The organism is Pedobacter sp. 10L46_2, assembly GCF_056395165.1.
Map to the genome: position 1 here is coordinate 21,897 of NZ_JBFTIZ010000077.1, position 26,807 is coordinate 48,703.

The 26,807-nt window shown below is 39.1% G+C and carries 30 protein-coding genes; 9 read left to right on the top strand and 21 right to left on the bottom strand.

Features of this window, described 5'->3' with window-relative positions:
* On the top strand, window positions 1–855 hold an 855-nt coding region (locus AC1DDX_RS10830), incomplete at its 5' end, for a DEAD/DEAH box helicase (protein ID WP_477622037.1).
* Here AC1DDX_RS10830 and aat read toward each other — a convergent pair.
* Window positions 852–1,484: a leucyl/phenylalanyl-tRNA--protein transferase gene (gene aat, locus AC1DDX_RS10835; RefSeq protein WP_337717015.1), complete on the bottom strand. Its 633-nt coding sequence runs from the start codon at window positions 1,482–1,484 to the stop codon at window positions 852–854. The genes AC1DDX_RS10830 and aat overlap by 4 nt on opposite strands.
* Before the next feature lie 69 nt (window positions 1,485–1,553).
* On the opposite strand from aat, the gene AC1DDX_RS10840 reads away from it, so the two are divergent.
* Window positions 1,554–1,922: a YccF domain-containing protein gene (locus AC1DDX_RS10840; protein ID WP_172662203.1), complete on the top strand. Its 369-nt coding sequence runs from the start codon at window positions 1,554–1,556 to the stop codon at window positions 1,920–1,922.
* On the opposite strand, the gene AC1DDX_RS10845 is transcribed toward AC1DDX_RS10840, so the two are convergent.
* The gene (locus tag AC1DDX_RS10845) at window positions 1,919–2,896 is read right to left on the bottom strand and encodes an App1 family protein (RefSeq protein WP_337717018.1); all 978 of its coding nucleotides are present in this window, start codon (window positions 2,894–2,896) and stop codon (window positions 1,919–1,921) included. The genes AC1DDX_RS10840 and AC1DDX_RS10845 overlap by 4 nt on opposite strands.
* A 54-nt stretch (window positions 2,897–2,950) precedes the next feature.
* Between AC1DDX_RS10845 and AC1DDX_RS10850 the strand changes: the two genes are divergently transcribed.
* On the top strand, window positions 2,951–3,826 hold the full coding sequence (locus tag AC1DDX_RS10850; protein WP_172662205.1) for a diacylglycerol/lipid kinase family protein: 876 nt from the start codon (window positions 2,951–2,953) through the stop codon (window positions 3,824–3,826).
* Here AC1DDX_RS10850 and AC1DDX_RS10855 read toward each other — a convergent pair.
* The 12 genes from AC1DDX_RS10855 to AC1DDX_RS10910 all read right to left on the bottom strand — a co-directional run bounded on the left by AC1DDX_RS10855 (window position 3,823) and on the right by AC1DDX_RS10910 (window position 11,898).
* Window positions 3,823–4,473, bottom strand: coding sequence for a TonB family protein (locus tag AC1DDX_RS10855; protein WP_172662206.1), 651 nt, complete (start codon window positions 4,471–4,473; stop codon window positions 3,823–3,825). The genes AC1DDX_RS10850 and AC1DDX_RS10855 overlap by 4 nt on opposite strands.
* Window positions 4,474–4,505: 32 nt before the next feature.
* On the bottom strand, window positions 4,506–5,198 hold the full coding sequence (locus tag AC1DDX_RS10860; protein WP_337717020.1) for a peptidoglycan DD-metalloendopeptidase family protein: 693 nt from the start codon (window positions 5,196–5,198) through the stop codon (window positions 4,506–4,508).
* The gene (gene rbfA / locus AC1DDX_RS10865; RefSeq protein ID WP_048908269.1) at window positions 5,182–5,559 is read right to left on the bottom strand and encodes a 30S ribosome-binding factor RbfA; all 378 of its coding nucleotides are present in this window, start codon (window positions 5,557–5,559) and stop codon (window positions 5,182–5,184) included. Before rbfA ends, AC1DDX_RS10860 begins: the two co-directional genes overlap by 17 nt.
* Window positions 5,560–5,590: 31 nt before the next feature.
* On the bottom strand, window positions 5,591–6,781 hold the full coding sequence (gene hflX / locus AC1DDX_RS10870) for a GTPase HflX (RefSeq protein ID WP_172662208.1): 1,191 nt from the start codon (window positions 6,779–6,781) through the stop codon (window positions 5,591–5,593).
* A gap of 22 nt (window positions 6,782–6,803) precedes the next feature.
* Window positions 6,804–7,595, bottom strand: a complete 792-nt coding sequence (gene trpC / locus AC1DDX_RS10875; protein WP_337717022.1) for an indole-3-glycerol phosphate synthase TrpC — start codon at window positions 7,593–7,595, stop codon at window positions 6,804–6,806.
* Window positions 7,596–7,597: 2 nt separating this feature from the next.
* Window positions 7,598–8,170, bottom strand: coding sequence for an anthranilate synthase component II (locus AC1DDX_RS10880; RefSeq protein WP_288883381.1), 573 nt, complete (start codon window positions 8,168–8,170; stop codon window positions 7,598–7,600).
* A gap of 19 nt (window positions 8,171–8,189) precedes the next feature.
* A complete protein-coding gene (locus AC1DDX_RS10885) occupies window positions 8,190–9,593 on the bottom strand; it encodes an anthranilate synthase component I family protein (RefSeq protein ID WP_337717024.1) in 1,404 nt (467 codons plus the stop codon).
* Window positions 9,594–9,826: 233 nt separating this feature from the next.
* On the bottom strand, window positions 9,827–10,261 hold the full coding sequence (locus AC1DDX_RS10890) for a cytochrome B (protein WP_172662211.1): 435 nt from the start codon (window positions 10,259–10,261) through the stop codon (window positions 9,827–9,829).
* An 84-nt stretch (window positions 10,262–10,345) separates the two neighbouring features.
* Entirely contained in the window at window positions 10,346–10,753 is a 408-nt protein-coding gene (locus tag AC1DDX_RS10895) for a Dabb family protein (protein ID WP_172662212.1), read from the bottom strand.
* A gap of 26 nt (window positions 10,754–10,779) precedes the next feature.
* On the bottom strand, window positions 10,780–11,229 hold the full coding sequence (locus AC1DDX_RS10900) for a carboxymuconolactone decarboxylase family protein (RefSeq protein ID WP_172662213.1): 450 nt from the start codon (window positions 11,227–11,229) through the stop codon (window positions 10,780–10,782).
* A 17-nt stretch (window positions 11,230–11,246) separates the two neighbouring features.
* Window positions 11,247–11,546 (bottom strand): hypothetical protein, encoded by a 300-nt coding sequence (locus tag AC1DDX_RS10905; RefSeq protein WP_477622038.1) that lies wholly within the window; start codon window positions 11,544–11,546, stop codon window positions 11,247–11,249.
* 19 nt (window positions 11,547–11,565) lie between these two features.
* Window positions 11,566–11,898 carry a sigma factor gene (locus AC1DDX_RS10910; RefSeq protein ID WP_477622039.1) on the bottom strand — a complete coding sequence of 111 codons (333 nt, stop codon included), beginning with the start codon at window positions 11,896–11,898 and terminating at the stop codon, window positions 11,566–11,568.
* Between the two features lie 60 nt (window positions 11,899–11,958).
* Between AC1DDX_RS10910 and AC1DDX_RS10915 the strand changes: the two genes are divergently transcribed.
* Genes AC1DDX_RS10915 through AC1DDX_RS10925 form a run of 3 tightly spaced genes read left to right on the top strand, consistent with a single transcriptional unit; the run spans window position 11,959 to window position 15,108 of the window.
* Window positions 11,959–13,506, top strand: coding sequence for a TPM domain-containing protein (locus AC1DDX_RS10915; RefSeq protein WP_337717026.1), 1,548 nt, complete (start codon window positions 11,959–11,961; stop codon window positions 13,504–13,506).
* A 25-nt stretch (window positions 13,507–13,531) separates the two neighbouring features.
* The gene (locus AC1DDX_RS10920; RefSeq protein ID WP_337717027.1) at window positions 13,532–14,596 is read left to right on the top strand and encodes a carboxypeptidase-like regulatory domain-containing protein; all 1,065 of its coding nucleotides are present in this window, start codon (window positions 13,532–13,534) and stop codon (window positions 14,594–14,596) included.
* A gap of 41 nt (window positions 14,597–14,637) precedes the next feature.
* Window positions 14,638–15,108 carry a group II truncated hemoglobin gene (locus tag AC1DDX_RS10925; protein WP_337717029.1) on the top strand — a complete coding sequence of 157 codons (471 nt, stop codon included), beginning with the start codon at window positions 14,638–14,640 and terminating at the stop codon, window positions 15,106–15,108.
* Between the two features lie 171 nt (window positions 15,109–15,279).
* Here AC1DDX_RS10925 and AC1DDX_RS10930 read toward each other — a convergent pair whose 3' ends face one another.
* The 7 genes from AC1DDX_RS10930 to ppnP all read right to left on the bottom strand — a co-directional run bounded on the left by AC1DDX_RS10930 (window position 15,280) and on the right by ppnP (window position 24,716).
* The gene (locus AC1DDX_RS10930; RefSeq protein WP_172662218.1) at window positions 15,280–17,040 is read right to left on the bottom strand and encodes a RagB/SusD family nutrient uptake outer membrane protein; all 1,761 of its coding nucleotides are present in this window, start codon (window positions 17,038–17,040) and stop codon (window positions 15,280–15,282) included.
* A 2-nt stretch (window positions 17,041–17,042) separates the two neighbouring features.
* Window positions 17,043–20,324: a SusC/RagA family TonB-linked outer membrane protein gene (locus AC1DDX_RS10935; RefSeq protein ID WP_477622040.1), complete on the bottom strand. Its 3,282-nt coding sequence runs from the start codon at window positions 20,322–20,324 to the stop codon at window positions 17,043–17,045.
* A gap of 69 nt (window positions 20,325–20,393) precedes the next feature.
* Window positions 20,394–21,317 carry a FecR family protein gene (locus tag AC1DDX_RS10940; protein ID WP_337717032.1) on the bottom strand — a complete coding sequence of 308 codons (924 nt, stop codon included), beginning with the start codon at window positions 21,315–21,317 and terminating at the stop codon, window positions 20,394–20,396.
* A gap of 144 nt (window positions 21,318–21,461) precedes the next feature.
* A complete protein-coding gene (locus AC1DDX_RS10945) occupies window positions 21,462–21,998 on the bottom strand; it encodes an RNA polymerase sigma factor (protein WP_172662221.1) in 537 nt (178 codons plus the stop codon).
* Window positions 21,999–22,387: 389 nt separating this feature from the next.
* Entirely contained in the window at window positions 22,388–23,137 is a 750-nt protein-coding gene (locus AC1DDX_RS10950) for a DeoR/GlpR family DNA-binding transcription regulator (protein WP_172662222.1), read from the bottom strand.
* A gap of 4 nt (window positions 23,138–23,141) precedes the next feature.
* Window positions 23,142–24,317, bottom strand: a complete 1,176-nt coding sequence (locus AC1DDX_RS10955; RefSeq protein WP_172662223.1) for an MFS transporter — start codon at window positions 24,315–24,317, stop codon at window positions 23,142–23,144.
* Between the two features lie 84 nt (window positions 24,318–24,401).
* Window positions 24,402–24,716 carry a pyrimidine/purine nucleoside phosphorylase gene (gene ppnP / locus AC1DDX_RS10960; protein WP_172662224.1) on the bottom strand — a complete coding sequence of 105 codons (315 nt, stop codon included), beginning with the start codon at window positions 24,714–24,716 and terminating at the stop codon, window positions 24,402–24,404.
* A gap of 171 nt (window positions 24,717–24,887) precedes the next feature.
* Between ppnP and AC1DDX_RS10965 the strand changes: the two genes are divergently transcribed.
* Genes AC1DDX_RS10965 through AC1DDX_RS10975 form a run of 3 tightly spaced genes read left to right on the top strand, consistent with a single transcriptional unit; the run spans window position 24,888 to window position 26,794 of the window.
* Complete coding sequence (locus tag AC1DDX_RS10965; RefSeq protein ID WP_172662225.1) at window positions 24,888–25,454, top strand: serine protease; 567 nt, start codon at window positions 24,888–24,890, stop codon at window positions 25,452–25,454.
* 1 nt (window position 25,455) lies between these two features.
* Entirely contained in the window at window positions 25,456–26,223 is a 768-nt protein-coding gene (locus tag AC1DDX_RS10970; protein ID WP_477622041.1) for a flotillin family protein, read from the top strand.
* Complete coding sequence (locus AC1DDX_RS10975; RefSeq protein WP_477622042.1) at window positions 26,177–26,794, top strand: flotillin family protein; 618 nt, start codon at window positions 26,177–26,179, stop codon at window positions 26,792–26,794. Before AC1DDX_RS10970 ends, AC1DDX_RS10975 begins: the two co-directional genes overlap by 47 nt.
* Window positions 26,795–26,807: the final 13 nt, after the last annotated feature.

Genomic DNA, 26,807 nt, shown 5'->3' on the forward strand with positions numbered 1-26,807 from the left:
ACGCAATCATTCTTTAACGAAGAATATGTTCAGGCCATCGAGAAAAGGAAGGATGAAGAAAAGGCCCGTAAGCTGCAAGCCATTATAAAGCCCTTTGTTTTACGCCGTACAAAAGAACAGGTTGCGGCCGAGCTGCCTTCCAAAACGGAACAGGTGTTTTATTGCGATATGAGTGAGGATCAGGCCGCATATTATGAAAAAACAAAATCTGCCTATCGTAACGATCTGCTAAGCAGTATGGATGATGGCACTTATGCAAAAAAGCAAGTACAGCTTTTGCAGGGCTTAACAGCATTACGTCAACTGGCAAACCATCCTGTCATGATAGACGACACCTATGCCTCTGATTCAGGTAAATTCGAAAATGTAATCCATACCCTAGATAATGTACTTAAGGGTGGGCATAAGGTTCTTATCTTTTCGCAGTTTGTAAAGCACCTGAATATTTTCAGAGCCTATTTCGAAAAAGAAAGCATCTCCTTTTCTTATCTTGACGGATCAACCAAAAACCGCGGAGAAATTGTCGCCGAATTCCAGAAAAACACTGAATTAAAGGTATTCTTAATTTCTATTAAGGCAGGTGGCGTAGGTTTAAACTTAACCCAGGCAGACTACGTATTTATTCTTGATCCATGGTGGAACCCCGCTGTAGAGCAACAGGCAATAGATCGTACACACAGAATAGGCCAGGAGAAGAAAGTGTTTATCTATAAATTCATTGCAAAAGATACAGTAGAAGAAAAGATACTAGCACTACAAAACCGTAAAAAACGATTAGCCAGTTCTTTGATTACCACAGAAGAAAGTTTCTTCAAATCCTTAAGTAAGGAAGACATCAAAGAGATTCTGAATTAATCTTTCAGGAATTCCTCATATTGCTTGCGCGAAATCATTTCCGCCCCTAAACTCATCAGATGATCATTGGGCAGCTGGCAGTCTATTAGTTTAAACCTATCGGTTTTGCACAGCCATATCAGTGCAGTTTTTGAGGCATTACTTACCAAACTAAACATACTTTCGCCACAAAAAACATCGCCAACTTCCACGCCGTACAACCCTCCTACCAATACATGATCTTTCCATACTTCTACACTTTTAGCATAGCCCTTTTCATGCAAACTAATATAAGCATCCTGCATTTCCTGAGTAATCCACGTGCCCGGCTGATCTTTTCTTCCCACCTTTGCGCAGTTAACTATCACCTCCCGAAATGCTTTGTTAAAGGTTACCACAAATACGTCTGATTTAAGAACTTTAGCCATGCTTTTACTGACCTTCACTTCAGCAGGATATATTACACAACGTTCATGTGGCGAATACCAACAAATCGGATCATCATCACTAAACCACGGAAATATACCATTGTGATAAGCCAAAAGCAATCTTTCAATGCTCAAATCTCCACCTACAGCAAGCAATCCATCGGGATCAGCCAAAGCTGGGTTAGGAAAAACAATCTCATCTTCTGGTAGTCTAAAAACCATTTACAATAATAAAACATTAGGTTTAATGTAACTAATCTTCCTATATTTCATCATAATAAAAAGCGTAACATGAACTTAATAGGCAATATCATCTGGATCATTTTTGGCGGAATATTTATTTTTTTCGAATATATAATCGGTGGTCTTATCCTATGTCTTACTATTGTGGGAATCCCATTCGGAATACAATGCTTCAAGTTTGCCTTTGTTGGCCTTGCTCCTTTTGGTGTTAAAATAACCGACACCTCTTCCAATACTGGCTGCTTATCAACCGTAATGAATATCATCTGGTTAATATTTGGAGGCTTCTGGATTGCACTTACCCATCTTTTCTTTGGCATCTTGTTCTGCATTACTATTATAGGTATTCCATTTGGCCGACAACATTTTAAATTAATGAATCTTGCCTTTTCTCCATTTGGAAAATCGATAAGCTAATCTGCAATCAACCCTATCTTTTTAGAATGCTCAATTGCATCCACACTGTTTTCAAATAAACAGGTACGGATATTTTGTGCCTCTATTCTTTTCAATAATGCCCTGGTTGGCTCTTCCATATCCTTACGGATATTTCTGATGTAAACAGCCGCAATGTTTTTAGGGTATTTCTCTGCAATAGCAGTATATATTTCCGGGTCCTTCTGTGTATTGTCTCCAAAAAAGACAAACTTTTGATTTGGGAAAGCGTCCAGAATTCTCATCACCCTTATCAATTTCCCTTCGTGTCCGGTCTTACCCGTTTTAATAAGATCCCTCCACTGCTTAATCTGATTCAATAGGAAGGCGCCATCAGGCAACTTATTATAGCTAAAAATCTCTACCAGATAATCGTATAAATTCCACTCGCTGCTAGATACATAGAAAAAGGGATTAGGCTGATCTGCCGTGGTATGTGAAATTGCCAGGGCGGTGTAGTGCGTGTATGTACCTTTAAACGTTTTTCGTGTTCTTGGGTTTTTAATAAAGAGCTCTCTAAGTCTTCTTCTGATAGTTGCCGAATGAGACACCATCACCGTATCATCAATATCAGAAATAAAAGCAAACTGAGTAATGTGAGGTACAAACACCTGACCTAGCCCTATTGCCAGTATTTTTCCATCCTTATCTAAAGCCTCAATCTTTACCCCATGCCATCCTGCATCCACGTTTTCATTGGCCGACCACTCAAACTTAAAAAAGCCATCGTATTCAGTTTTGCGGTATACTTCCTGCCCATTAAAAGTGAGTCTTACCTGTACATGAGGGTATGGCTTTAGTACAAATAACTTTAACAAATGGATAATGTTAACGAATAAATTATTACTAAAACCCTGCATCGTTTTGGCCCTAAATTTAAAAACATGACCATATACCACAAGGTTATGTGTGTGTCCGTATCCATGGTATACCTTAACACTTACAGATTTATTCATTAATAATTAAAACAGAGTAATACTAAAGTTGTTTGTGATATTAAAGAAAATGTAATGGGAGAAAAATCCGTCCAATTGAAATTGTTGTTTATCGTGAATCCGGGATCTGGAAATGGTGAGATCAATTTTGCCGATGCAATAAGCGCATATTTTGAATCGCTACCGCATACTGCCGAGATTTATGAGCTGCCATTAAACTGTTCTTTCGAAAAACTTAAGGAAATAATAGCCAGTGCAAATGCAGACCGTGTGATAGCCGTTGGTGGCGATGGAACTGTGAAATTGATTGCCGAGTGTTTGCTCCAAACAGATACACCTATGGGTATTATACCTGCCGGATCTGCAAACGGCATGGCCAAGGAATTAGGCATTCCCACAACCATTAAGGAATCATTAGATATGACAGTGAACGGGCAGCCAAAAAAAATACATGTCATAATGGTAAACGGTGAGTTATGTATTCACCTTGCCGATATTGGTTTTAATGCCTACCTCGTTAAAAAATTTAATGACCTTCCGCAGCGTGGAATGTGGGGATACACTAAAGCCGCCTGGAAAGCACTATGGAGTCATCATAAAATGGAGGTACTGATTAAGGTAAAAGACAAAACTATCCGTTCAGAAGCAGCTATGGTGGTTATAGCAAATGCCACCATGTATGGCACAGGCGTTAAAATTAACCCTGATGGAAAACTGGACGATGATTTTTTTGAAGTAATTCTGGTAAAAGAATATTCCGTGATGGAGATTTTAAAACTACGATTTACCAACCTGGCTTTAAACCCTAAGAATATTGAAGCCTTTCAAATCACCAGTCTCAACATAAAAACAAAACATAAAGCGCATTTTCAGGTCGATGGGGAATATATGGGTAAGGTAAGCAGAATTGAAGCCAACATAATTCCTGCGGCAATTAATGTTATTGTTTAATTGCAGTATTGCGCTATTTGCTCATCTGCCAGATCAAACCCCATGTTCTTCACAAACATAAAATCCTCACATGCACCTTGCCTGTCTTTCTGTTTCAATTTTTTCAGCCCGTCATTTATCCGCATTTTCATATACTCTTCATCATAGCCAAGGCTTGTTTTTAGCGCTACAATCCTTCGCTCCTCGTCAGCAGTAAACTTACCTGTTGCCTTATGCCTGTAAAAATTGAGCACTGCATCTGTCATACCTACATTGGTTTTATAGGTTTCTATAGCCTGTTTTATATCTTTCTGGCTTTTATTCTGGCAATCATCTCCAGACAACTTAAAGTTTATTGGTACCACAACAGATATCGTAGTATCATGATCAGCAGGAACTATCCATTTACCACTGCTTAATCTGATCAACCTTAGGGCCTCGTCATCAAGATCTGTCCCTATGCCTTTTTGAATCTTAGAGAAATAGACTTCTCCTGCTTTATTCAATTTAAAGCTTATGGTAACACTTCCATCAATACAATTTTGTAGTGAATATCGGGGATAAACCTTATTGTTCATCACAAAAGATTCCAGTCCACCTTTTAAAGTTGGCTGGGCTTTAACATTTAGCCCCAACAAAAGAAATAATGCTAAAAGAATCTTTGACATATACCAATTTACGTATTTTAAACCAAAGCCGATTAAAATGTGTACTTTAAAATTACTGCAGGATCGGGGCAATTCTTTAGATAAATATCTCTTTTCGTGTATTGGCATACACCTGGATAATCACCTTTTAAAGCCTGCATATTAAATATCAGCTGAAAGTGCAAATGCGGGGGCCAGTAACCATTTTCTTCTTTTGTACCAAAAGCAGCAAATCGCGTACCGGCAGGAATAAACATTCCCTCTTCCAGCCCTTGTAAAGATTCCACACTCAAATGTCCATACAAGGCATGAATTACCACATCTCCCAAAACATATTTCAGAATAATGGTTCCACCATAGTCACCAAAGTTATTGTTGAATTTAAAGCTATGTACTACTGCATCATGAAAATTGTAAACAGGTGTTCCTGCAGTCCCCCATATATCTACACCTAAATGCAGCCTTCTGGGTTCTTCGCCTGTATCAAAATGAGCACTGCGTGCATAGATAGACCTATGTTCATTATACCCACCGATACCGTACCTGCAATTATTTAAACGAAGTTTATCTTCAACCCAGCTAGTAAAAACGTCGGTATCATCTAAAATATCGTTTGTGAGTTCTTTGTTTGCCGCTGTAAGGTCAAACGGATACAACAAATCCTGAGCAGGATCAAAATCAACTACTTTACCAATTATGATATCACTCCTATTTAAGGCAGCTACAAGATCAATCGGCTTGTTCATCCGTCTCCTTACGGTCTCTGGATATTTTATCGAATAACTTATCCATATGCTCTACGTACTCATTGGTATCGTCTAAGAAGAAGGTAAGGGTAGGGATTACACGAGCCTGGTGGCGAATACGTGCACCCAGTTTATACCTGATCTCACTTGAATGTGAATTCACCTCAGCAACAGACAAGGTGGTATTGTTTGTGTTTAAAAAGCTCAAATAAACCTTTGCTACCGCCAAATCCGGAGAAACGCGAACCTTAGTAATAGTAACCAGTGTATTGGGTAAATATGCAGAGCCTTCGCGCTGAAAGATAGCAGCTAATTCCTCTTGTATCACCCCGGCAAATTTCTGTTGACGTTTACTTTCCATAATTTTTCTCTTTCTTCTTTAACGGCATTAATTAATATAACAGCTTATCATAAGGATAGCGCTCGGTATGCAAAGCAACAACTTTATCGTATAATAATTGTTTAAATTCCTCTAAATTCTCTTTGTGCAGGGCAGATATAAATATAGAAGGGGCATTATGATTTGCCATCCAGCTACGCTTAAAATCATCAAGCGTAAGCACGGCTCTTTCCTCATCTTCATGATCAGGCTCAGGGCTTACGTAAGCGTCCATTTTATTAAATACCATGATGGTCTCTTTATCCCTCGCGCCAAGATCTTTTAAGGTCTCATTCACCACATTGATCTGATCTTCAAAGTTAGCATGCGATACATCCACAACGTGGATCAATACATCTGCTTCACGTACCTCATCCAATGTCGATTTAAAACATTCTACCAAATGGTGAGGTAACTTTCTGATAAACCCTACTGTATCTGATAATAAAAACGGCAAATTCTCAATAACCACCTTTCTTACTGTAGTATCCAATGTGGCAAATAGTTTGTTTTCGGCAAACACTTCCGATTTAGAAAGCATATTCATAATCGTTGATTTCCCTACATTCGTATAGCCAACAAGAGCAACCCTTATCAGTTGTCCACGGTTCTTTCTTTGCGTTTCATTTTGTCTATCAATCTGGCTCAGCCTGCTTTTTAAAAGAGCAATCTTTTCAAGGATCATCCTTCTATCACTCTCAATCTGAGTTTCACCCGGACCTCTCATACCAATACCACCCTTTTGGCGCTCTAAGTGAGTCCATAAGCGGGTAAGTCGGGGTAATAAGTATTGTAATTGTGCCAGTTCAACCTGAGTTTTAGCCTGTGCAGTTTGTGCCCTGCTGGCAAAAATATCAAGGATCAGGTTACTCCGATCTAATATTTTAACCTGTAATTCCCGTTCAATATTTCTTAGTTGTGATGGTGAAAGCTCATCATCAAAAACAACCATATCTATCTCTTCAGACTTTACGTAAGCCTGTATTTCTTCAAGTTTCCCTGTACCTACAAAAGTTCCACGGTCAGGCTTAAGCATCTTCTGTGTAAATTCATGTTCCACCACACCACCTGCCGTATCTACCAGAAAAGCAAGCTCATCCAGGTATTCCCTGGTTTCATCTGGCTTTTCACCAGGCCTGATTACTCCTACAAGTACTGCCCGTTCCGGCTTAAGTGCCGTGTCGTAATATTTCTGTTTTCCCATGTAAAGTACAAAGATACAAAAGTTATACCGAGATCAATTCACTGACAAACTCTCTGATTGCAAGTCCCGGATCCTCAGTTTTCATGAAGTTTTCGCCAATTAAAAAGCCATTAAACCCGGCTTGTTTTAACAATTTAATTGTAGAAGTTTCGCTGATGGCACTTTCAGATATCTTCATAAAATCAGCAGGAATCTGATCTGCAAGATCAAACGAAGTCTGAATGTTTACTGTAAAATCAGCAAGGTTTCTGTTGTTCACGCCTATGGCATCCAGATCCGTACAAATGCTCCTTTCAAGCTCTTCCTGATTATGTACTTCCAACAGCACATTAAGGCCTAAACCCTTCGCTGTGCCCGCTAGCGTAGCAATTTCCTGCGGAGTAAGGATAGCAGCAATTAATAAAATGATATCAGCACCCCAGGCTTTTGCCTCGAGGATCTGATATTCATCAATCATAAAATCTTTTCTAAGAATAGGAACTTTGTTCGCAGCCCTCGCTTCCAGCAAATCTCGTTGGTGACCTCCAAAGAAATCAGTATCAGTTAATACCGACAATGCCGAAGCCCTCGCCGAAGCATAAGCCGTAGTGACATCAGCAACTGTAACTTTGTCATTAATAACACCCTTAGATGGAGACTGGCGTTTAAACTCAGCAATAATACCGGTACGGTCATCTGCTAATAAAAACTCCTTAAAAGAATACGGACTGCGATTAAAGTGCTGTGCAGCCTCCAACTGTTTAACAGAAACATGCTGCTTCGCCAAAGCCACTTCTTCCTTCTTTCTCAGTACAATTTTATCTAAAATATTCATATCTAACTTTCTAACCAGTTCTGCATCATTTGTTTTCCGTGCTCAGTAAGCACGCTTTCCGGATGAAATTGTACACCACGTACATCAAGCGTTTTATGGCTCAAGGCCATAATCTCGTCCGTTTCATCAGTTGCCGTAACCACAAAGCAATCAGGCAGTCCTTTATTACTTACCACCCATGAGTGATAGCGACCTACTTTTATTACATCCGGGCAATCCCTAAATAAAAGCTCACTTTTATCCAACACCGTAATTGGTGTAGCAATTCCATGCATAGGCCTGCCTAAATTTAACAAACTTCCTCCAAATGCCTCAGCAATAGCTTGCTGCCCAAGGCAAACACCAAAAATACTCTTTGTAGGCGCATAGGTTTTGATTACATCAAGTAACAAACCCGCCTCTTCAGGTATCCCTGGTCCTGGCGAAAGCAAAATCTTATCGTACTGCTCAACATCCGCAAGTTCAAATTTATCATTCCTCCACACCTCAACATCCCTGCCCAATTCATTTACTAAATGCACCAGGTTATAAGTAAACGAATCGTAATTATCTATAACCAAAACTTTCTTTTGCATGATCTTATTATTCTCCATCTTAAATTTGCGTAGCCATTTCTATTGCCCTGCGCAAAGCAGCAATTTTATTATTTACTTCGTTCAGTTCATTTTCAGGAATAGAGTCGGCAACAATACCGGCACCCGCTCTGTAATGCAGCTGGTTGTTTTTACTCATAAATGTCCTGATCATGATGCAGTGATTAAACTCATCATTAAAGCCCATGTAGCCAAGCGCCCCGGCATAAAAATTCCTTCCCAGACCTTCATTCTCATCAATCAGCTGCATCGCCCTGTATTTAGGGGCTCCGCTTAATGTTCCTGCGGGATAAGTATCGGCCACAACCTTAAATGCAGATACATTTTCCTGCAGGTTGCCACTTACTTTAGAAACCAGGTGGATCAGATGAGAATAGTATTGAACTTCTTTAAAAGATTTAACGTGAACACCGCTGCAATGCCTGCTAAGGTCATTCCTGGCCAAATCTACCAGCATTACATGCTCAGCACTTTCTTTAGGATCCTCTTCCAGTTTTTTTGCTTGTTCTGCGTCTTCTATATCATTTCCTGTGCGTTTAAAAGTGCCTGCAATAGGAAAAATATTAGCTACATTATTCTTTATGGTAATCTGGGCTTCTGGCGATGAACCGAAAAGCTTAAAGCTTCCGTAATCAAAATAAAACAGATAGGGTGATGGATTAATTGATCTTAAGCATCTGTAAACATTAAACTCATCCCCTAAAAAGGACTGGTTATATGCCCGTGAAGGAACAATTTGAAAAACATCACCACGCAATATGTGCTTCTTAAGTTTATCAACCATGTTCATGAAGTCCTCATTTGTCAGGTTAGAACTTTCTTCGCCATTCGTCTTAAAACTATACTCCGGATAGTTCTTGTTCTGAATAATGTATTCCATCTTTTCCAGGTCCTCATTATCATCTCCATTGAACCTGTTTTTAAACAAGGTGATCTCATTACGGAAATGATCAATGGCGATAATATACCTGTAAATATGGTACTGCATTGTTGGGATCTCTTCGCCTTTCGGAGTTTCAGAAGTGAAGGTTATATCTTCAAAATGTTGTACAGCGTTCCATGTAAAATAGCCAAACAAACCACTGGAAATATGTCTGTTGCCATCAATTACGTCCGGTGTAAAAGCAGCTTTAAAAGCATCTATTTCTTCGGTTAGCACAAACTCCGTTTTTTCCTCTTTCTGTCCATCAGGAAAGTAAGAAGAAAGCACACCATCTTGCAGTATAATACCTGCAACAGGTTCAGCACACACATAACTCATAGAGTTCTCACGACTATGATAGTCGGAGCTTTCCAGTAAAATTGTATTTGGAAATACATCCCTCAATCTCAGGTAAATACTTACCGGAGTAGTGGTATCTGCAAGTCTCTTTTTATAAGTTGTGTTAATGATATAATTATTCATAATAACATTTTTTTCAATTCATTTATTCAAATTGCCAGATCATAAAAAAACCCGGCGTGTGGTTACGTCGGGTTTTACAATGTGGTTTGGTTTAGGTTGATAAACTATAAGGTACACAAGGTTGCGACGAAACTCTTTTCAGAATTACCACGCCACTGCCAAGTATGTATATTGTTAATCATGTGCAACAAAAATATAAATAAATCTTACTAAACAAAATTAAATTGTGAAATTTATGAAACTCCAAAAAAACTACGGCTCGGATCAGCCATAGTCATCTGTATAATTGATGCAATGATCACGATTAAGCCCAGTCCAAAATACAGCGCAATAGTGCGGTGCTTGGCCGATGGATCATCTGCTCTTTTCGACCTTGCATTGCCTACAGTAACTAAAATGGCAGCAAAAATCATCATTGCAATATGTTCCATTTTCCAATATCTTATTCCTGCTTCAACCAGCGGGCTCACAAAGTACAATATCAAACCAAATAAAATTTGGATATGCACAAATATTAAAGTAAACACATTCAATTTCCTATTTCCTTCCGTATATGGTTTTTTTCCAAGCCACCCTGCAATTGCAGTTACTATTGCCAATACCAATAAAATTAAGACGAGATAACGCCAGCCTGAGTGTGCACTCTTTAAGATGTGATAAAAATTCATAACGGTTTTTCTTTCAAACTTAAGTAATTACTTTATGCTTTATGTAATAGCTAATTACTAAATGATATTTAAAACGATTCTATTTTAGGCCTCAACTGCATCGTAAACAACTACTTTCTCCCATAAATGGCTGTAGTTTTTTATAAATTCCAGGTGTATCGGATGGGTTTGATAGGTTGCCTGACCTTCAAGATCACTAAAGAACATCAGTTCAGATACCCCCCAGCTGCTATCAATAACATCGCGTTTTTCAGTACTGGCTACAATTCCCACATGTAATTCTTTTACAGTCGGGATTTTCGAAAGTGCTTTCACGCCTGCGGCTAATTTATCACGATCTTCTTTTGAATCTGGATTTTTCAACCAGAAAAACACATGGTGTACCACCGGATAATTTTTTTTCATATTTGATAACGGCATAGCGGTTGCAGCTGTCCCCACTGCAAGTGCTGCAGCGGTTCCAATAAATTTTCTTCTGTTAGACTTGTTCATAATGCATAAATCTATGAAAAAAAATATTACTTCACTTCATATGTGCCAGCTATTGTTCCAAAAGACTTAACCAGCCTGTTCCATGAATTAATCTGGGCTACCGCCAATGAAAGATTTGCAATATCAGCATTAGAAAAATGCTTTTTAAGCTCATCATGCAGATCATCTGATTCTTTTTCGTCCTGAAGATTGGTTAATCTTTCAGCAAAAGCCAATACAGCCTTTTCTTTAGGGGTATAATAGTCTGTTTCTCTCCAAACCGGCAGTGAGATCAGCCGCTGTAATGTTTCGCCTTTGTGTACCGCTTCCTTCGAGTGCATATCCAAACAATATGCGCAGCCATTAATCTGCGAAACTCTCACATCCAATAAATCAATTAATAGTGGATCAATTCCTGAACTGCGGAGATAATCCTTTATCTGTCGCATTGCTTTAAATAACCCTTCCGGGATTTCGTTCTGACTAATTCGTAACATAAAATATTCTTTTTCTCTTAAAGACAATCAGCATATCTAAAGCGTGACAACTTATCTGGATTTCGGATAAAAAAGATATTAGCAATTTCATTTTGCTCAAAAACAAATATCTGGCAACTTACCATCACCCCATCTTCATAATGAAACATTGCCGGTTGATGATTAATCCCTCCATATTTAAAGGTTCGTTTGGCAAAGAATTTCGTTTGCAATCCTTTTAAAAACTTAATTACATTAGCCCTACCCAAAACAGGCCTTAAAGCAGCCAGTACTTTTCCTCCGCCATCAGAAATCACAGAGATCTCCGCCTTAAGCATCAACTCCAGCTCCTGAACATCACCCCCTTTGGCGAGGCGTTAATTTTTCCAGAAGCACCATTAAGGAATAAGAAAGCACCTCTTTTTTACTCAGGGCAGAATCAGCCTCATTGGTATCAATAGGTTCCGGCAACCATATTCCCGGATACTCATGTTGCAACCGCTCATTTTGCTTCTTGTAATTAATAGCCAAATTAATTACTGTACGCACCAAATAAGCTTTTTCATTAATAACATTGGAATCTATCTGCAAGAATTTTAGAAAAGCATCTTGTACGATATCGAGTGAAGCCTCGTAGGATCCTGTAATGTTGTATGCATATGTAGTCAGTAAGGGCCTTAAATGATTCATGATACTACTATTTCAAACTTAAAGAAAAAAAGAGATATTTACTTAACGCTACAAACGCTCATGAGAACATCAACACTACTGCCATTTATCCTTTTACTCTCCATATTTATTGGGTGTAAACAATCTAAAGAGAAATTAATTCTTAACATCCCAGACCCTAAAACACTTAACGAATCATATGTCAGCAATCCAGACAAAATACTTGCAGACGAGACTGTTTTTACATTAAATGAAAAACTCAGGGAATTAGACCAGTCGGGGAAAGCACATATTGATGTGGTATTTGTCAAGACTATTGGAGATAATGTACCCAAGGAAATTGCAACAATGTTATTCAACTCATGGAAAATCGGTGACAAGAAAACCAATAATGGCTTGCTTATATTTATAGTTGAAGACCAACACCGGATAGAGTTTGAAACAGGTTATGGATTAGAAGGAATATTGCCTGATGTAACATGTTACAAAATCCAGCAAGACTACATGATTCCCTATGCCAAGCAGAACGACTATGACAATGCAGTAAAAAAAGGCGTAGATGCGGTTATTGAACACATCACCACCGAAAACAATGCAATATACCAAGCACCCGACACCACTTCAGTTGCAGAGGTTGAGGCCCCATCGGCTATTATTGACCCTGGCATTTCAGAACCTTATGATATCACCCCACAAGCCCTCACAGCACCGGTAAAACAAAGGGCCGCTCCCATTGTTGATTTCCTTTTGCTCATAATCCTTGCCATTTATATTGTATTTTCTTCGTTGGTTGGTCAGCGGTTAACAGCACACAAAGGCATACCGCGACTAAAAAATCCTGTGATCTATTTTCTTTGGATAGCACCGGTTACCCTGGTTATTTTATTGAACATATACCTGCCATTTGAATGGCATAACATCAGAACAATTCTAATACTCTATTTCTTTCTATGGGCGTACGTGAACTTACATTTCTACTTTTTAGGCAGGAAGCTAACTGCCACCCTAAAAGATAAAACACCACACGAACAGTATCTGGCATGGCAATCAACACATTTGCCATCCCAATACATCAGAAAAGCATTCCCTACAACATTTTTAACATCCTACTGGAATAAGTACACTGAACTGCTGCATACTTTGCGATCAAGCCCAATGACATGCGAAAAATGCAGCAATAAGATGATTATACTAAATGAGGAAAAAGATGATCAATACCTGTTAAAAGGAAATATTATAGAAGAGCAAATTGACTCCATAGATTACGATGTATGGGTATGCAGATCTTGTAAAACAGAACTGATACTCGATTATAAGAATCCTGAATCTAAAGCCCAGGAATGCTCAAAATGTCATTTTCATACCTTTTTATATAAACGAAGGGCTATCCATAAAGCTTCAACCACAGAAAATGAGGGTTTCGGCTATAGCTATTATCTATGCCAATATTGCAAATACGAAGAGAAGACAAAGTTTATCATCCCAAAAGTATCAACCTCAAGCGGATCTTCCTCTTCGGGCAGCAGCAGCAGCTGGTCTTCTTCTTCCAGCAGTAGTAGTAGTAGTAGCAGCTCTTCAAGCAGCAGCGGAGGCTCATCAGGAGGCGGCGGGGCTGGCAGCAGTTGGTAAACGCTCATGAATTAACTAATTAATTATGAAACAAATTATACGTTTAATCTTCATTATTTTACTTACCGCAGGTTCATTAAAAGCTCAGGAATCTTTTACAATAAGCGGCACTGTATTTAACGCAAAAGAGGAAATTATACAAGGTGCTACTGTGTTTATTGATGGCTCTGAAAAAGGTACAGCAACCAATGCAAAGGGCGAGTTTAAATTTGCCAATATAAAACCCGGCACCTATCAGGTAATTGTGAGCATGATTGGTTATGCTTCCACAAAACAAAATGTAATTATCCAGAACCAGTCTGCTTCACTAAATATTCATATTAAAGAAAAAACAACTGTTCTGCGTGAAGTAGTAATTGGTGATGACTCTCAGCGCAAAGAAAACATAAAAATATTTCTTAAGAATTTCCTGGGTGAGTCTGCTAATGCAAAAAAATGCAAGATACTAAACCTCGAAATTATTGATTTTTCGACCATCAAGACAATACTGGAGGCTACATCAGATGACTTCCTGATTATTGAAAACAAAAGCCTGGGCTACCGCATAAAATACCTGCTCAGAAACTTTCGTTACAACAAGGGAACAGGAGTTACAAGTTACGATGGGGAATCTGTATTTGAAAATTTGGCAGGTACTGAAGAAGAAAAAAGCACCTGGATTGAAAACAGGAAAAAAGCGTATCAGGGTTCCCTCATGCATTACTTAAGATCACTCTATAAAAACAATTTGAGGCAAGAGGGCTTTATTACTCTTGAAATAAAGAACAACAATCAGCCATTACAATTAGCTCCCAATCCGGTAAACATGGAGCAATACATCAATACTGTTGACAGCAATTTTATTCAGTTGAAATTCAAAACCCGTCTATATATTGTTTTTGATAAAGAGAATACTTTGAAAGCTGACAGCCAGGATCAAAATGGTACCATCACAAAAATGATGGGGAAGGATGGTTCTATYATGCGCCTGTTTTTAGATAATGCTATAATAGACAGTAAAGGCAGCTATGTTGATTACAGAAGCTTTTTTATACAGGGCTTTTGGGGTGGCAAAAGAATTGGCGACCAACTGCCATTTGAATATAATTAGATTCATCTATCTTTATATTGATCATCAAAAAATAGAAACAGATGGAAAAGAATATTCCAACACTTTACGAATGGGCCGGAGGCATGCCTGTTTTTGAGAAACTTATGAGTTCTTTTTATAAAAAAGTTCTGCTTGATGACACTCTTGAACCTATTTTTAAACATATGTCTGCCGATCATCAATTGCATGTAGCACATTTTATTGCCGAAGTTTTTGGTGGCCCTAAAATGTACAGTTCCGAAGAAGGTTCGCACTTTAAAATGATTCAAAAACACCTTGGCAAACATTTAACAGAAACCCATAGAAAACGTTGGGTGCAGCTTCTTATAGAAACTGCAGACGAGCTTACTTTACCTGATGATCCTGAGTTTCGCTCGGCATTTGTAGCCTATATTGAATGGGGAACCAGGATTGCTGTTTTGAATTCTTCAGAAATGGAAGTGGCATTAAATCCGGATGAACCCATGCCCAAATGGGGATGGGGAGAGCCTGGCGGGCCTTTTATCCCATAAACACAATAGTTCGTATTTCTGACCTCCCCTACTCATTCTTAGTTCGTAAAAATGTGCATTTTCTCGAACAAGCGTAAAACAAGCGACGAACCAGCTTTAACCAAAGTATACAAGAAAGGGTTGTCAGGGGCAACTTTACGCCCTAACAACCCTAAAAAAAACTGAATAACCTTAGTATCCCTGATTCTGATGGAATGCCTTGGTTACATCTAAAGTTGATTGAGGTATTGGAAATATCCTTCTTGTAGGCTGAGATGTTGGCTTGGCACTAAAAGGAAGTTCATATTTTCCAAAGCGGATCATTTGTGGTCTTCTGAACATTTCCCAATACGTTTCAAAAGCAATCTCTTTATAAAGACCAGCCTCGTCAAGCGATGTTATCGCTACACCCGGTGCATTTCCATAAAGCGATTCTCTTTTTCTTGACGTGCGTAAAATGTTGATGTCGTTTAATGCCAAGGCAGTTTGTCCTTTACGGAAATAGGCTTCTGCCCTCATGGTATAAATAACGCCTAAACGGAACAAGGGGATATCAACATTGCTGGTTCCGTTTCCTTCTTCAGGGTCAAACTCAAACTTAAATACGCGCGCTCCCCTGTTGATCTGGTTTTGAGCAAACACAGCTTGTGTAGGGTTAGTAAAATTAAGTTCAGGAGTAAAATCCATACGTGTACCGGTACTTTTTTCCATGTAAAGCTCAGAAACTTTAATCCTTCCGTTGTCAGTCATTTCAAAACCACCCGAAGCATTAAGTTTAGGCCCATACTGAGGCCCAACCATGATACCGCGATTGAAATGAAACCATGGCAGGTTATTGCTTTTAGGAACAATATCTGATGCGGGAACACTACCCACTGCATCGTTCATAAACCAGGTTCCATCGCTATACTGGTACTTTCTGGTAAACCTTGGATCGTCGTGGTTTCCATTCCAGGTAGCATAAAACTCCGGACTGATACAGGCTGCATTAGTTCCTCTGTTTGCAGGAGATGGTTTTTGGTTACGCTCTACACCAACATATGCAAAGGAATTAGAACCGTTTCTGATGTAATCTATTTTTTGCACCACCACAAAAATAAGTTCAGAACCACCTGAATTTTTGATTGCGAAGTTGTCGAAATAGTTGGTTTCCAAACGGAATTTACCAGGGTTGATCAATAATGAGGTGTAATAGATCACCTTATCCATATCAGTATCATTGCTGTTTACCGACTTCTCATTAAAATTAAAGGAAGCTGCATAGCGATCTTTATACACTGCACGGTTAAGGTACATATTAGCTAATAATCCATAAGCCGCCTCTTTAGTAAACCTTCCGTTATGAGTGGATTGCTCTCCCAACGTGGCAAGACTTGGAATTAAACCCTCTACCTCGGTAATAAGTCCGTCTATTGCTGATGCTGCCTGTCTAATTTCTAACGGGGCATTTTCATTAGCTGGATCACGGTAAGGCGCTTGCCCAAACAGATCAAGGGTAGTATAGGTATAGTAGGCTAATAAGCCTTTAGCTTCGGCAAGGAAAAGATCCTTTTGTGCGCCGGTACCCGTGCTGTTTGCTTTTATAGCTGTTAATGATCTGGTGATGCCATTGGTAAGCATATTCCAGTTATCTGTTACAATCGGATTATCGGCCGCCCAGGTAAACTCATGCATAGAACGCCATTTACCGCCATCGCCCCAGTCGCTTCCACGTGTAGGCAGCAGGGCCTCGTCTGTTGTATATTCCTGTAATGAAAATACCGCCCCATGATCTACAAAGGTTCCGTCGCCCAACCTGTCGTAAGCTGCCGCTAAAGCACCCGCAGGATTGGAAGCATCTTCACCTAATACTTCATCAAGCACAACCTCGTTTAATTTCGTACAGTTGGTAAGAAACAAGGCTCCAAGTAGAAATATGATATTTCTTGCTCTAAATAGTTTGTTTGTTTTCATTTTTATAATTTTATAGTTGCGCCAAAAAGAAACGTTTTTGCAGTTGGATAGCTAGAATAATCTATACCCAATGATTGGTTTCCACCACTCGCTTTTGGACTGTTAATTAATGGGTCGTAACCACTGTATTTAGTGATTGTAAATAAATTTTGTCCGGTAACATAAATGCCTAAACCATTAAGCCAGGTCAGCTTGTTGAACTTAAAATTATAGCCCAAACGTGCCGAATTAAGTCTTAAGAAATCCGATTTCTCTAAGTAAAGTGTAGAAAGCTGAGGGGGATTTGCAGGATTGGCACCAGATTTAAAATAACGGGTAGAAACGTTTCTGTCTGAAGCCAGGTTATTAATGTTTAATGCATTTAACCCCGTATTATTTACCAAATAACCACCCGACTGGCCTATGATTGAAAAGGAGAAGTCGAAGCTTTTGTAATTCATCTGGCTATTAAAACCGTAGGTAAATTTGGGAATTGCACCTTGAATGATCACACGGTCATTGTTATTGATTACCCCATCGTTATTAACATCCTTAAAGATGTTAGCTCCTTTATCATCATATCCGATATGTTCCAATAGGTAAAATGAGCCAGCAGCATAACCACTTTTATAAATATTGGCCGCTACCCCTGACTGTCCGGGACCTGAAATTGTTCCTGAGAGGATTTCGGAAACGGGTAGGTTTTCAATTTTATTTTGAAGTGTGGCACCGTTGACATCAATTGACCAGCTGAAATTACCATTGTCGATCAGCCTGGAGCCCAACATAAACTCAAACCCTTTGTTTACTATTTTACCATCAATATTTACCCATACGGTATTGGTAGGGCTTAGCACCTGTGAAGGAATATTAAGAATGGCATCAGTTGTGGTTTTTTTGAAATAATCTAATGTTCCGTATAATTTGCCTTTCCATAGTTCAAAATCCAATCCCACGTTGTATTGAGTTACTACTTCCCACTTTAAATCAGGATTTGGTGTTCTGGTAACAGAGATGCCGTTTACCAGAGCTAAATCATTATACAAATAGTATCCGTCGCCGGTTGATAGTGCGTAACTGGCTTTAGTGATTTTATTTTCGACCTCCTGGTTGCCAGTTTGACCCCAACTGGCTCTTAATTTTAGGTTATCAAGGAAAGAAACATCTTTCAGGAAATCTTCCTGCGACATGTTCCAGCCAAGTGCAAAGGAAGGAAAGTAACCGTATTTATTGTTTTTTCCGAAACGGGTAGAACCATCGGCACGTACAGAAGCTGTTAACAGGTATTTATTTGCATACGAGTAGTTAACCCTTGAGAAAAAAGACTGCAATTCATTTTCCTGCGCAAATCCGAATACTCCTGTTTGTTTACCTGCAAAACCAGGGTTGTTTTCTGGTAAAACACCTGAGCTTTGATCAGCTATCCCATCAATGCTAAAGCTATTTCCGCCCCGCTCAAACTTTTGATAGGAGAACCCGCCAAGTACTTCCAGTTTGTGTTTGCCTTCTAACAGGTTATAGTTCAGGTAGTGCTCCATAAGCGTGCTTTTAGAGTTTAAATTGTACTGCACGTATTTCCCGGTTGGATTAATGTCTGTTAAGTTAGGGAATATAGTGGTATTCCTTTCTGCTACAGAACGATCTAAGCCCAGGTTAAATTTGTATTCAAGGCCTTTTACTATTCTGAATGAAACGTCCATATTTCCAAGCACTCTTAACGTGCGTGTTCTGTCGCGATAAACGCTAAGCAAATAAGCCGGGTTGTAATGCGCATTCATGTTGAAATTGGTGTATTTACCATTTTCATCAAATACCGGACGTGTTGGATTAGACATTAAGGTTTGGATGATCAGCTGTCCATTGGAACCTCCATCGTCGCTGGTCGGAACGCCATCATCTTTTGTTTCACTTGCGGTAAGGTTTACGCCTATTTTTAAACGCTGGTTGTCAAGAAAAGATTCAGAGGCATTGATCCTGCCTGAAGTACGTCTGAAGTCACTGTTTTTAACAATACCTTCCTGGTCCATCTGTGCGGCAGACACATAGTAGTTACCAGAATTTGTTTGTTTCGAAAACGATAATGAATTGTTTCTGGTTTGTGCGCGACGATAAATCACATCCTGCCAATCGGTGTTGCCACCATGGTCAAAAGCTTTCTCGGTAATTGCATTACGGTATTCATCTGCCGAAAGCAGATCAAGCTTATGTGCTACGGTAGAAAGGCCAAGGTAAGAATCGGCGGTAAAGGTAGCCTCTCCCTTTTTCCCTTTTTTAGTGGTTACAATAACTACCCCGTTGGAACCGCGGGCTCCATAAATTGCAGCTGCAGAAGCATCTTTTAAAACAGAGATAGATTCAATATCACTTGTATTTAAAAAGTTAAGCGGGTTCTTTGCCTTGGATGATCCAAATCCTACATTTTGTCCGGTCGGGCTTACGTCGTCGTTAGTTAAAGGTACTCCATCTACTACAAAAAGCGGCGTGCTTCCACTTCTGATAGAGCCTACACCACGGATGGTTACATCAACACCACCACCCGGCTCACCGCTGCTGTTCACTACCCTTACACCGGCAACTTTACCTTGCAATAAGTTATCGGCCGATACCACAACTCCTTGTCTGAAGCTCTTTTCATCCAATTGGGTAACTGAACCGGTTACATCTTTCTTTGTTTGTTTTCCATAACCTACAACTAAAACTTCGCCCAGACTGGATGCATCAGGCTCCAGTTTAATGGTAAGCACATCGGCATCAATTACAACCAGTTTGCTTTTATATCCAATAAATGATACTTCTAAGGTTTTTCCTTTGGCAGATCTGATTTCAAATTCGCCTTTAGTACCTGTACTAACAGCATTTTTAGAATCTGTTTCTTTAACTGTTGCACCTATAAGCGGCAGGTCGTTTTCATCCAACACTTTACCCTTTATGGTTTGTTGAATTGAAGACACTTTAGCAGGTGTTTTATCTTTTTTATTCTTACTGATCAACACCAGATTTTCAACAATACTATAGCTAAAATCGGCTTTTTCAGACAGGTCCTTAAGCAGCTCTTTAAGCGGTTTGGAATAGGTAACCGGGTATGTCTTCTTATCTGCAATTACCGMCTCGCTATAGCTAAACTTATAGTTGGTTTGCTTGCTCAATTGTAAAAAGATGTTTACCAAGGTCTCGTTGGATGCCTTGGTATTTTCGTTGAAGTAACTGTTAACCAATGTTTTTGACTGGGCTGGTTGCAGAAGCAGGAAACCGGCAGCCAGAAAACATATCTTTTTCAGGTTAAAAAAAGTATATTTATAATGCATATTTAAGTTATTAATTTATTTGATACTTAATAGTTAGCCGTAGTTGTTCTCAGCAACTGCGGTTTTTTTTTAATGACTTACGGTTACTGTCTCTCCATATGGTTTGAATTTTAGGTGTGTAACATAATTGATTTGATCCAGGATATTTCGAAGTGATAAACCGCCTTTGATATATAGCGTTATCCTTGTATTTAGCATTTCTTTATCCTCAGGCTTAAAGTTTACTCCATACTTGAAATTGAGGAGGGTAAATACCTTATGGAGGGTTACATTATTTAAATCTATATCCTTCTTATACCAGCCGTAAAGCGACATATCGCCTACTCTTTGTTTTTTAAGCCCTGATGTACTGAAAACTGCTCTTTCATTGGGTTCCAGATAAGTAATCTGCTTATCTGAAGACACGCGCACATGCCCTGTGATTACAGTAACGCTTGACCTGCCTTTATCAAGACTGATATGGAATGAGGTTCCCAATACTCTTGTTTTAATATTAGCAGAGGTAATGATGAAAGGATGTTTCGGATCTTTTGTTACTTTAAAAAAAGCATTGCCTTTTAGCAGGGTAACAGATCTGGTTTTGCTATTAAATTGTTCAGGGTATTTAAAAACTGAGTTTGCAGCAAGGTAAACCAGTGTACCATCAGTAAGCTTTACAGAATCGGTAGCAGAGGCAGTTGTTACGGTGATATCTTTAACATCAACCTTAGCGTTTAAAAAGACTCCAATGCCCAACATCAAGACAATACACGCGGCGGCAGCATATTTATAATAGATTGCGAAAGATTTTTTTACCGTGCCATGGGCCTTTATGTTCTTAAATATCTCGGCAGAAACATTTTCCTTAGAACCCATTTTAGTGCTATCCCATTCAGCATTGTCAAATTCTTTTTTTAGAAAATCCTCCAACAGATTTTTCTCTGCTTCAGAAATTTCATTTTTCTCGTTTTTCTCTATCAGATGCCTGAGATAGTGTACCTTCTTTTTTGTCATAATACTTATAAATCAACTATAAGTACCAGCGATGGCAAAAAAGTACTATCGGAGTATGTTAAATAATTGTTAATTGTAATTCACTTTCTAATCAATGAGAGATTATTTCGTCATTTCGACGATAGGAGAGATGACGGGCGTGTACTATAGCATGATATGAGTGACAAGGTAAATTCCAATTGCAAAGATTAGCAAAGATGTTTCTCCGGCATGGACTCTTAGCTGCTTTAATGCAGAAGAAAGCTGGTTTTTTACCGTTTGTTTAGAGAGGTTCAGCGTAGCTGCAATTTGCGCTATATCCATTTCCTCTAATTTGTTCATAATCAGAATTTCTTTCCTTTTCTCAGGAAGATGTTCTAATAAGGAGTAAAGTTTATCGAGCAATTCTGGTTCTAGCGAAGACGTGTTCTCGACCAGGTAGTTTTCAAATTTTTCCTCAATAACTACCGTATCAAAGCGCTTTTTCCTATACTCTTTTAGTACCTGGTTTTTGGCGGCCCTAAATAAATAATGCTCTATAGATAAAATCTGGACTTTATCTCTTCTGTCCCACAGGTCGGTAAAGATATCCTGTACTATGTTTTGTGAAACATATTCGTCACCCGTCATCTTAAAACAGAAGGCATATAATTTTTCCCAATGCTGGATATAGATATATTCAAAGCTTTTAAGGTCTTTCATTGGAGCTTGTCTGTTTGTGCGCTAAGTAACAAAACTTAAATAGCCTCAATTTTATTTAAAGGTTATATTTAAATTAATTCTTAGTATTTGGTTAGCTGAATATACCTATTTTAAACTATCAAGCAAAGACCGAAGATTGCATTTCTAACCAAAATTTATTTGCAGGATATACACACCGGCGCAATTGAGGATATTCTTTCTACATTTTGATGCATATTATACACTGGCTCTTTTGGGGGTGGCTGGTTATTAATGCTTTAAAGGACTTTTCATTGGCTGGCCTTGCTTTTGCATAACTATTATGTCCGGGGAGGACCTTTTAGGAAAGTGAGAGAGATAGGCGCAGGAACTAGGGTGGGTGTTTAGGGTTCATCCACCCTTCTTCTTGATTAAACCAGTTTTATTCCCAAATTGCGATAAGCGTCTAATCTGCTATCGTCACTTGGGATATCAGTAATTAGCACATCTATTTCCTGCATGTCGCATACTTTAAAACTATGCACGCCATCCAATTTCTCTGTATTACTCAATGCAATCTTTTTTATGGAGGAATTTAGCATTGCCTGTTTTACTTCTCCATCTTCATTTATTGCTGCAGTAATTCCAAATTTACTCTGAACAGCACATGTTCCCATAAAATACACGTCTGCCACATAATGCTTAACCTCTTCGCAAGTTTTAACACCGGTATTGGTTTCTGTATTGCGGTTATAAACCCCGCCTAACACAATTATTTCAATTTCTTTAAATTTTGATAGAATTGGAATAAGCGCCTGGTTATTAGTAACCACTCTAAAGTTGGAATCTAGTGGCAAGTGCGCGGCAATTGCACATATAGTGGTTCCCCCATCCATAAACACGGTTTGCCCCTTTTTGATAAATTGCTGTGCCTTTAGGGCTATTACATCTTTTCCTTCGGTAAGATACGCTGTACGATTCTGAAAACTTAATGGGTTTCTTGAAGGTAAAATGGCGCCCCCTCTTACCTTAGCTAATAATCCATTACTATGAAGTGTTTCAATGTCTCTTCTGATGGTATCCTCAGAAACATTTAGTTCGGCTGACAATAAATCGTAAGCTACTTTGCCGTCACGCTTTAAAAGACTAATAATATGATCAAAACGCTCTTCTCTTAACATAACACTAATGTTTAGGTTTCATTTTATAGAAAACAGCTACCAGAATAAGCAAAAAGCCGCTAAAACCTAAAGCTATGGGCAATGAATAATGATGAGCAATAAATCCAAGCATAGCTGGTCCGGCTAATTGTCCGGCATAGCCGATGGTAGTAATTGCGGGAATGGATACTGAAGCAGAAACATTTTTTAACCGGCCACCTTCACTAATGAACACGGGGACAATATTGGCTGCGCCTAAACCCAATAAGATAAAACCCAGCAGAGCGGTAACCAACCAAGGCGTGAGTATTACTAAAAAAATACCTGCGGCACCAATAAGGCTTCCACCGATAACAACTTTTGGCCCGTCAAGGTGGGAAACCAGTTTATCTCCAAGTAATCGCATAGTGGCCATTGCAATTGAAAATGCTGCATAACCAACGCCAGCCAGTTCTTCGTCTATTTTTCTGTTTTCTGTTAAGAAAACTGCACTCCAGTCTAACATCGATCCTTCGGCCAGAAAAACAGCAAAACACATTGCGCCTAAAAAAAGAACACCTCCGGTTAGCCACGAGAACGAGCTGGAATTACTATTCTGATCATGTGAAGAGAAATCTTTAATAGCAGCCCTTTCGGTCTGCTGATCGAATAATGAGCTGTATTTCCATGAAACAATAATGATCAGCAAAACAGCGATACTTACGGCGGCAGTTATTGGCTCCAGGCCAAGTTTCATCAGGAAACCCAAACCCAGGGAGCCCAAAAGCCCGCCAACACTAAAAAGTCCGTGAAGTGACGACATAATTGGTTTACCAAATCTATTTTGCACATGTACTCCGTGAGAGTTCATTGCCACATCGACAGTGCCTACCGCCGAACCAAATATGAACAGTACCACTCCCATCCAGATCACATTGTCCATAATTAAAAGCAATGGAAGTGTTAGCGCCATAACTAAAGCAGAGCACAGCATAACTATCCGGCTCCCGTAGCGATTAGACAAAATACCACTTACGGGCATCATACTAATGGCGCCTGTACCTAACAGTAAAAGTAGTAAGCCTAAACTTGCATCGTTTAACTGAAGCCTTTCCTTTGCATAAGGAACCATCGGTGCCCAACTCGATACGCCAAGTCCACATACCAAGAATACTGCTTTTGTGGCTCGTCTTGCTTTTATCGTTTTTTCAATGATGTCCATAACGCATATTAGTACTGCAAATAAATGCAAATTTGCACAAATACGCAAAAATAATATGGCTTTAGATAAAAGAATTGAATTAGATTAGCCGTAATAGCAGATATAAGCTACATCGTCGTCACATATAATATCAAAAGAAGTACCAGCAGCCACGTGGAAATTTTCCTGGCTTTTATATTCTTTATAGCTGTCGCCCGGAAGTTTTACATGCATAATGCCAGATACGATTACCATTTCTTCTGGTGATGATGCAGAAAACGTATAGGTTCCCTTTTTCATTACGCCAACTGTAGCTTTGCCTTTTAGCGTTTCCAGGCCAAGGCTTTGCACTTTGCCTTCAAAATATACATTGTGAGATATTACGTCGTTAAGTTCAGAAGAGTTATCAGAATTACTCATGATTATAGTTTTATTCGGTTAAAGGTTGTTTCTGAAGGCAAATGTATTAATTAATAAATCTCAATTCTTAATTTTCATAAAGTTCCCGCTTAGATTTCCAAGCCAAAATTGGTGTTTTTTAATGCCATTTTTGGTTTGTTTAAGTTTTAGAAAAATTATATTTTTACAACAATGGATTACTTTAACGCTCTCGAACCCTTACTAAGGGCATATTGGTATATAGCTATACCCGTAAGTTTGATATTTATAATTCAAACTATTTTAACATTTATTGGCGTTGATTCTGCAGATGGAATAGACGCCGATTTTGATGGAAACCTTGATCATGCGGATGCACCCTTTCAGCTATTCTCATTCAGAAATTTAATTAACTTTCTTTTGGGATTGAGTTGGGCCGGTATCTCATTTTACTCCATTATTACGAATAAACCTTTACTGATCATCGTGTCCGTTTTAGTAGGAGCTGGTTTTATCTTTTTGTTTTTCTTAATAATGAAGCAAATTCAAAAGCTGGCAGAGAACAATACTTTTAAGATAGAATCTACCTTAAACAAAAATGCAACTGTTTATCTGCGCATCCCAGCAAATAAAACAGGAACCGGTAAAATCCAGATCAGCATTAACGGATCCTTTCGGGAAATTGATGCCATTACCAATGGAGAATCAATAGAAAGCGCATCAACTGTAACCATCATTAGTATAGAAACCCAAAACATAGTCTTAGTAGAAAGAATTTAGAATGGAAAACATCTTACAATCACCACTTACCATCATCGTTGTTGCCGTTATCGTTATTTTTGTAATGCTATCGGCGTTAATTGCCCGCTACAAAAGATGTCCTTCAGACAAAATTTTGGTTATTTACGGAAAAACCGGAGGAACTTCGGCCAAGTGTATTCATGGCGGAGGCGCCTTTATCTGGCCGGTTATTCAGGATTTCGCGTACCTTGACCTTAAGCCGATTTCAATTGAAGCGAACTTAGTAAATGCGCTAAGCCGTCAGAACATCAGGGTTGATGTTCCATGTCGCTTTACAATTGCCATTTCTACAGAAAGCGACAGCATGAACAATGCTGCTGAACGTTTGCTTGGCCTTGCTGCACCGGAGATACAGGAATTGGCCAAGGATATTCTTTTCGGACAGCTCCGCCTGGTTATTGCCACCATGACCATTGAAGAAATAAACTCTGACAGGGATAAGTTTCTGGATAACATCTCAAAAAATGTAGATACTGAGCTTAAAAAGATCGGGCTTAAACTGATCAACGTTAACGTTACAGATATTAAGGACGAGTCTGGCTATATCGAAGCGCTTGGTAAAGAGGCCGCAGCAAAGGCCATTAACGAGGCTTTGATTAGTGTTGCAGAACAAACCAAAATTGGTGAAACCGGTAAAGCTATTGCCGACAGGGAAAAAGATGTTCAGATTGCCGAGACCCAGCGTGAGCGTGATGTTAAAATTGCCATTACCCAAAAAGACAGGGAAATCAGCATCATACCTGGCTGAACAAAAAGCCGAGGCTGCCCGTTCGGAAAGAGAAAGGGCTACACAGATTGCCAACATAGTTATTCCGGCTGAAATTGCCAAGCAAAGGGCAATTATACAAGCACAAGCAGATGCCGAAACCATTAGGGAAAATGCGAAAGGTGAAGCAGATGCCATCTTTGCAAAGATGGAAGCCGAGGCAAAGGGTCTGTTCGAAATACTAACGAAACAGGCAGAAGGTTATAAAGAAGTAGTAGCCGCTGCAGGTGGCGACCCAACCAAAGCATTCCAGTTATTGCTAATTGAGAAATTACCGGAATTGGTAAAAACACAAGTTGAAGCAGTGAAAAATATTAAGATCGACAAGATCACCGTGTGGGATTCAGGCAGCGGTGCTAGTGAAAACGGCAATTCATCTACCGCCAATTTTGTTTCGGGAATGATGAAAACTGTTCCCCCGCTTAATGATCTGTTTAATATGGCCGGATTAAACCTGCCTAATTACCTAAAAGGCTCGGAACCAACTGATGGACAAGATGCTGCTCCTGCTAAAAGTGAAATAAATAAGGCCGACGAAAGTCCAATGCCGTAAAGCAAGCCGAAGT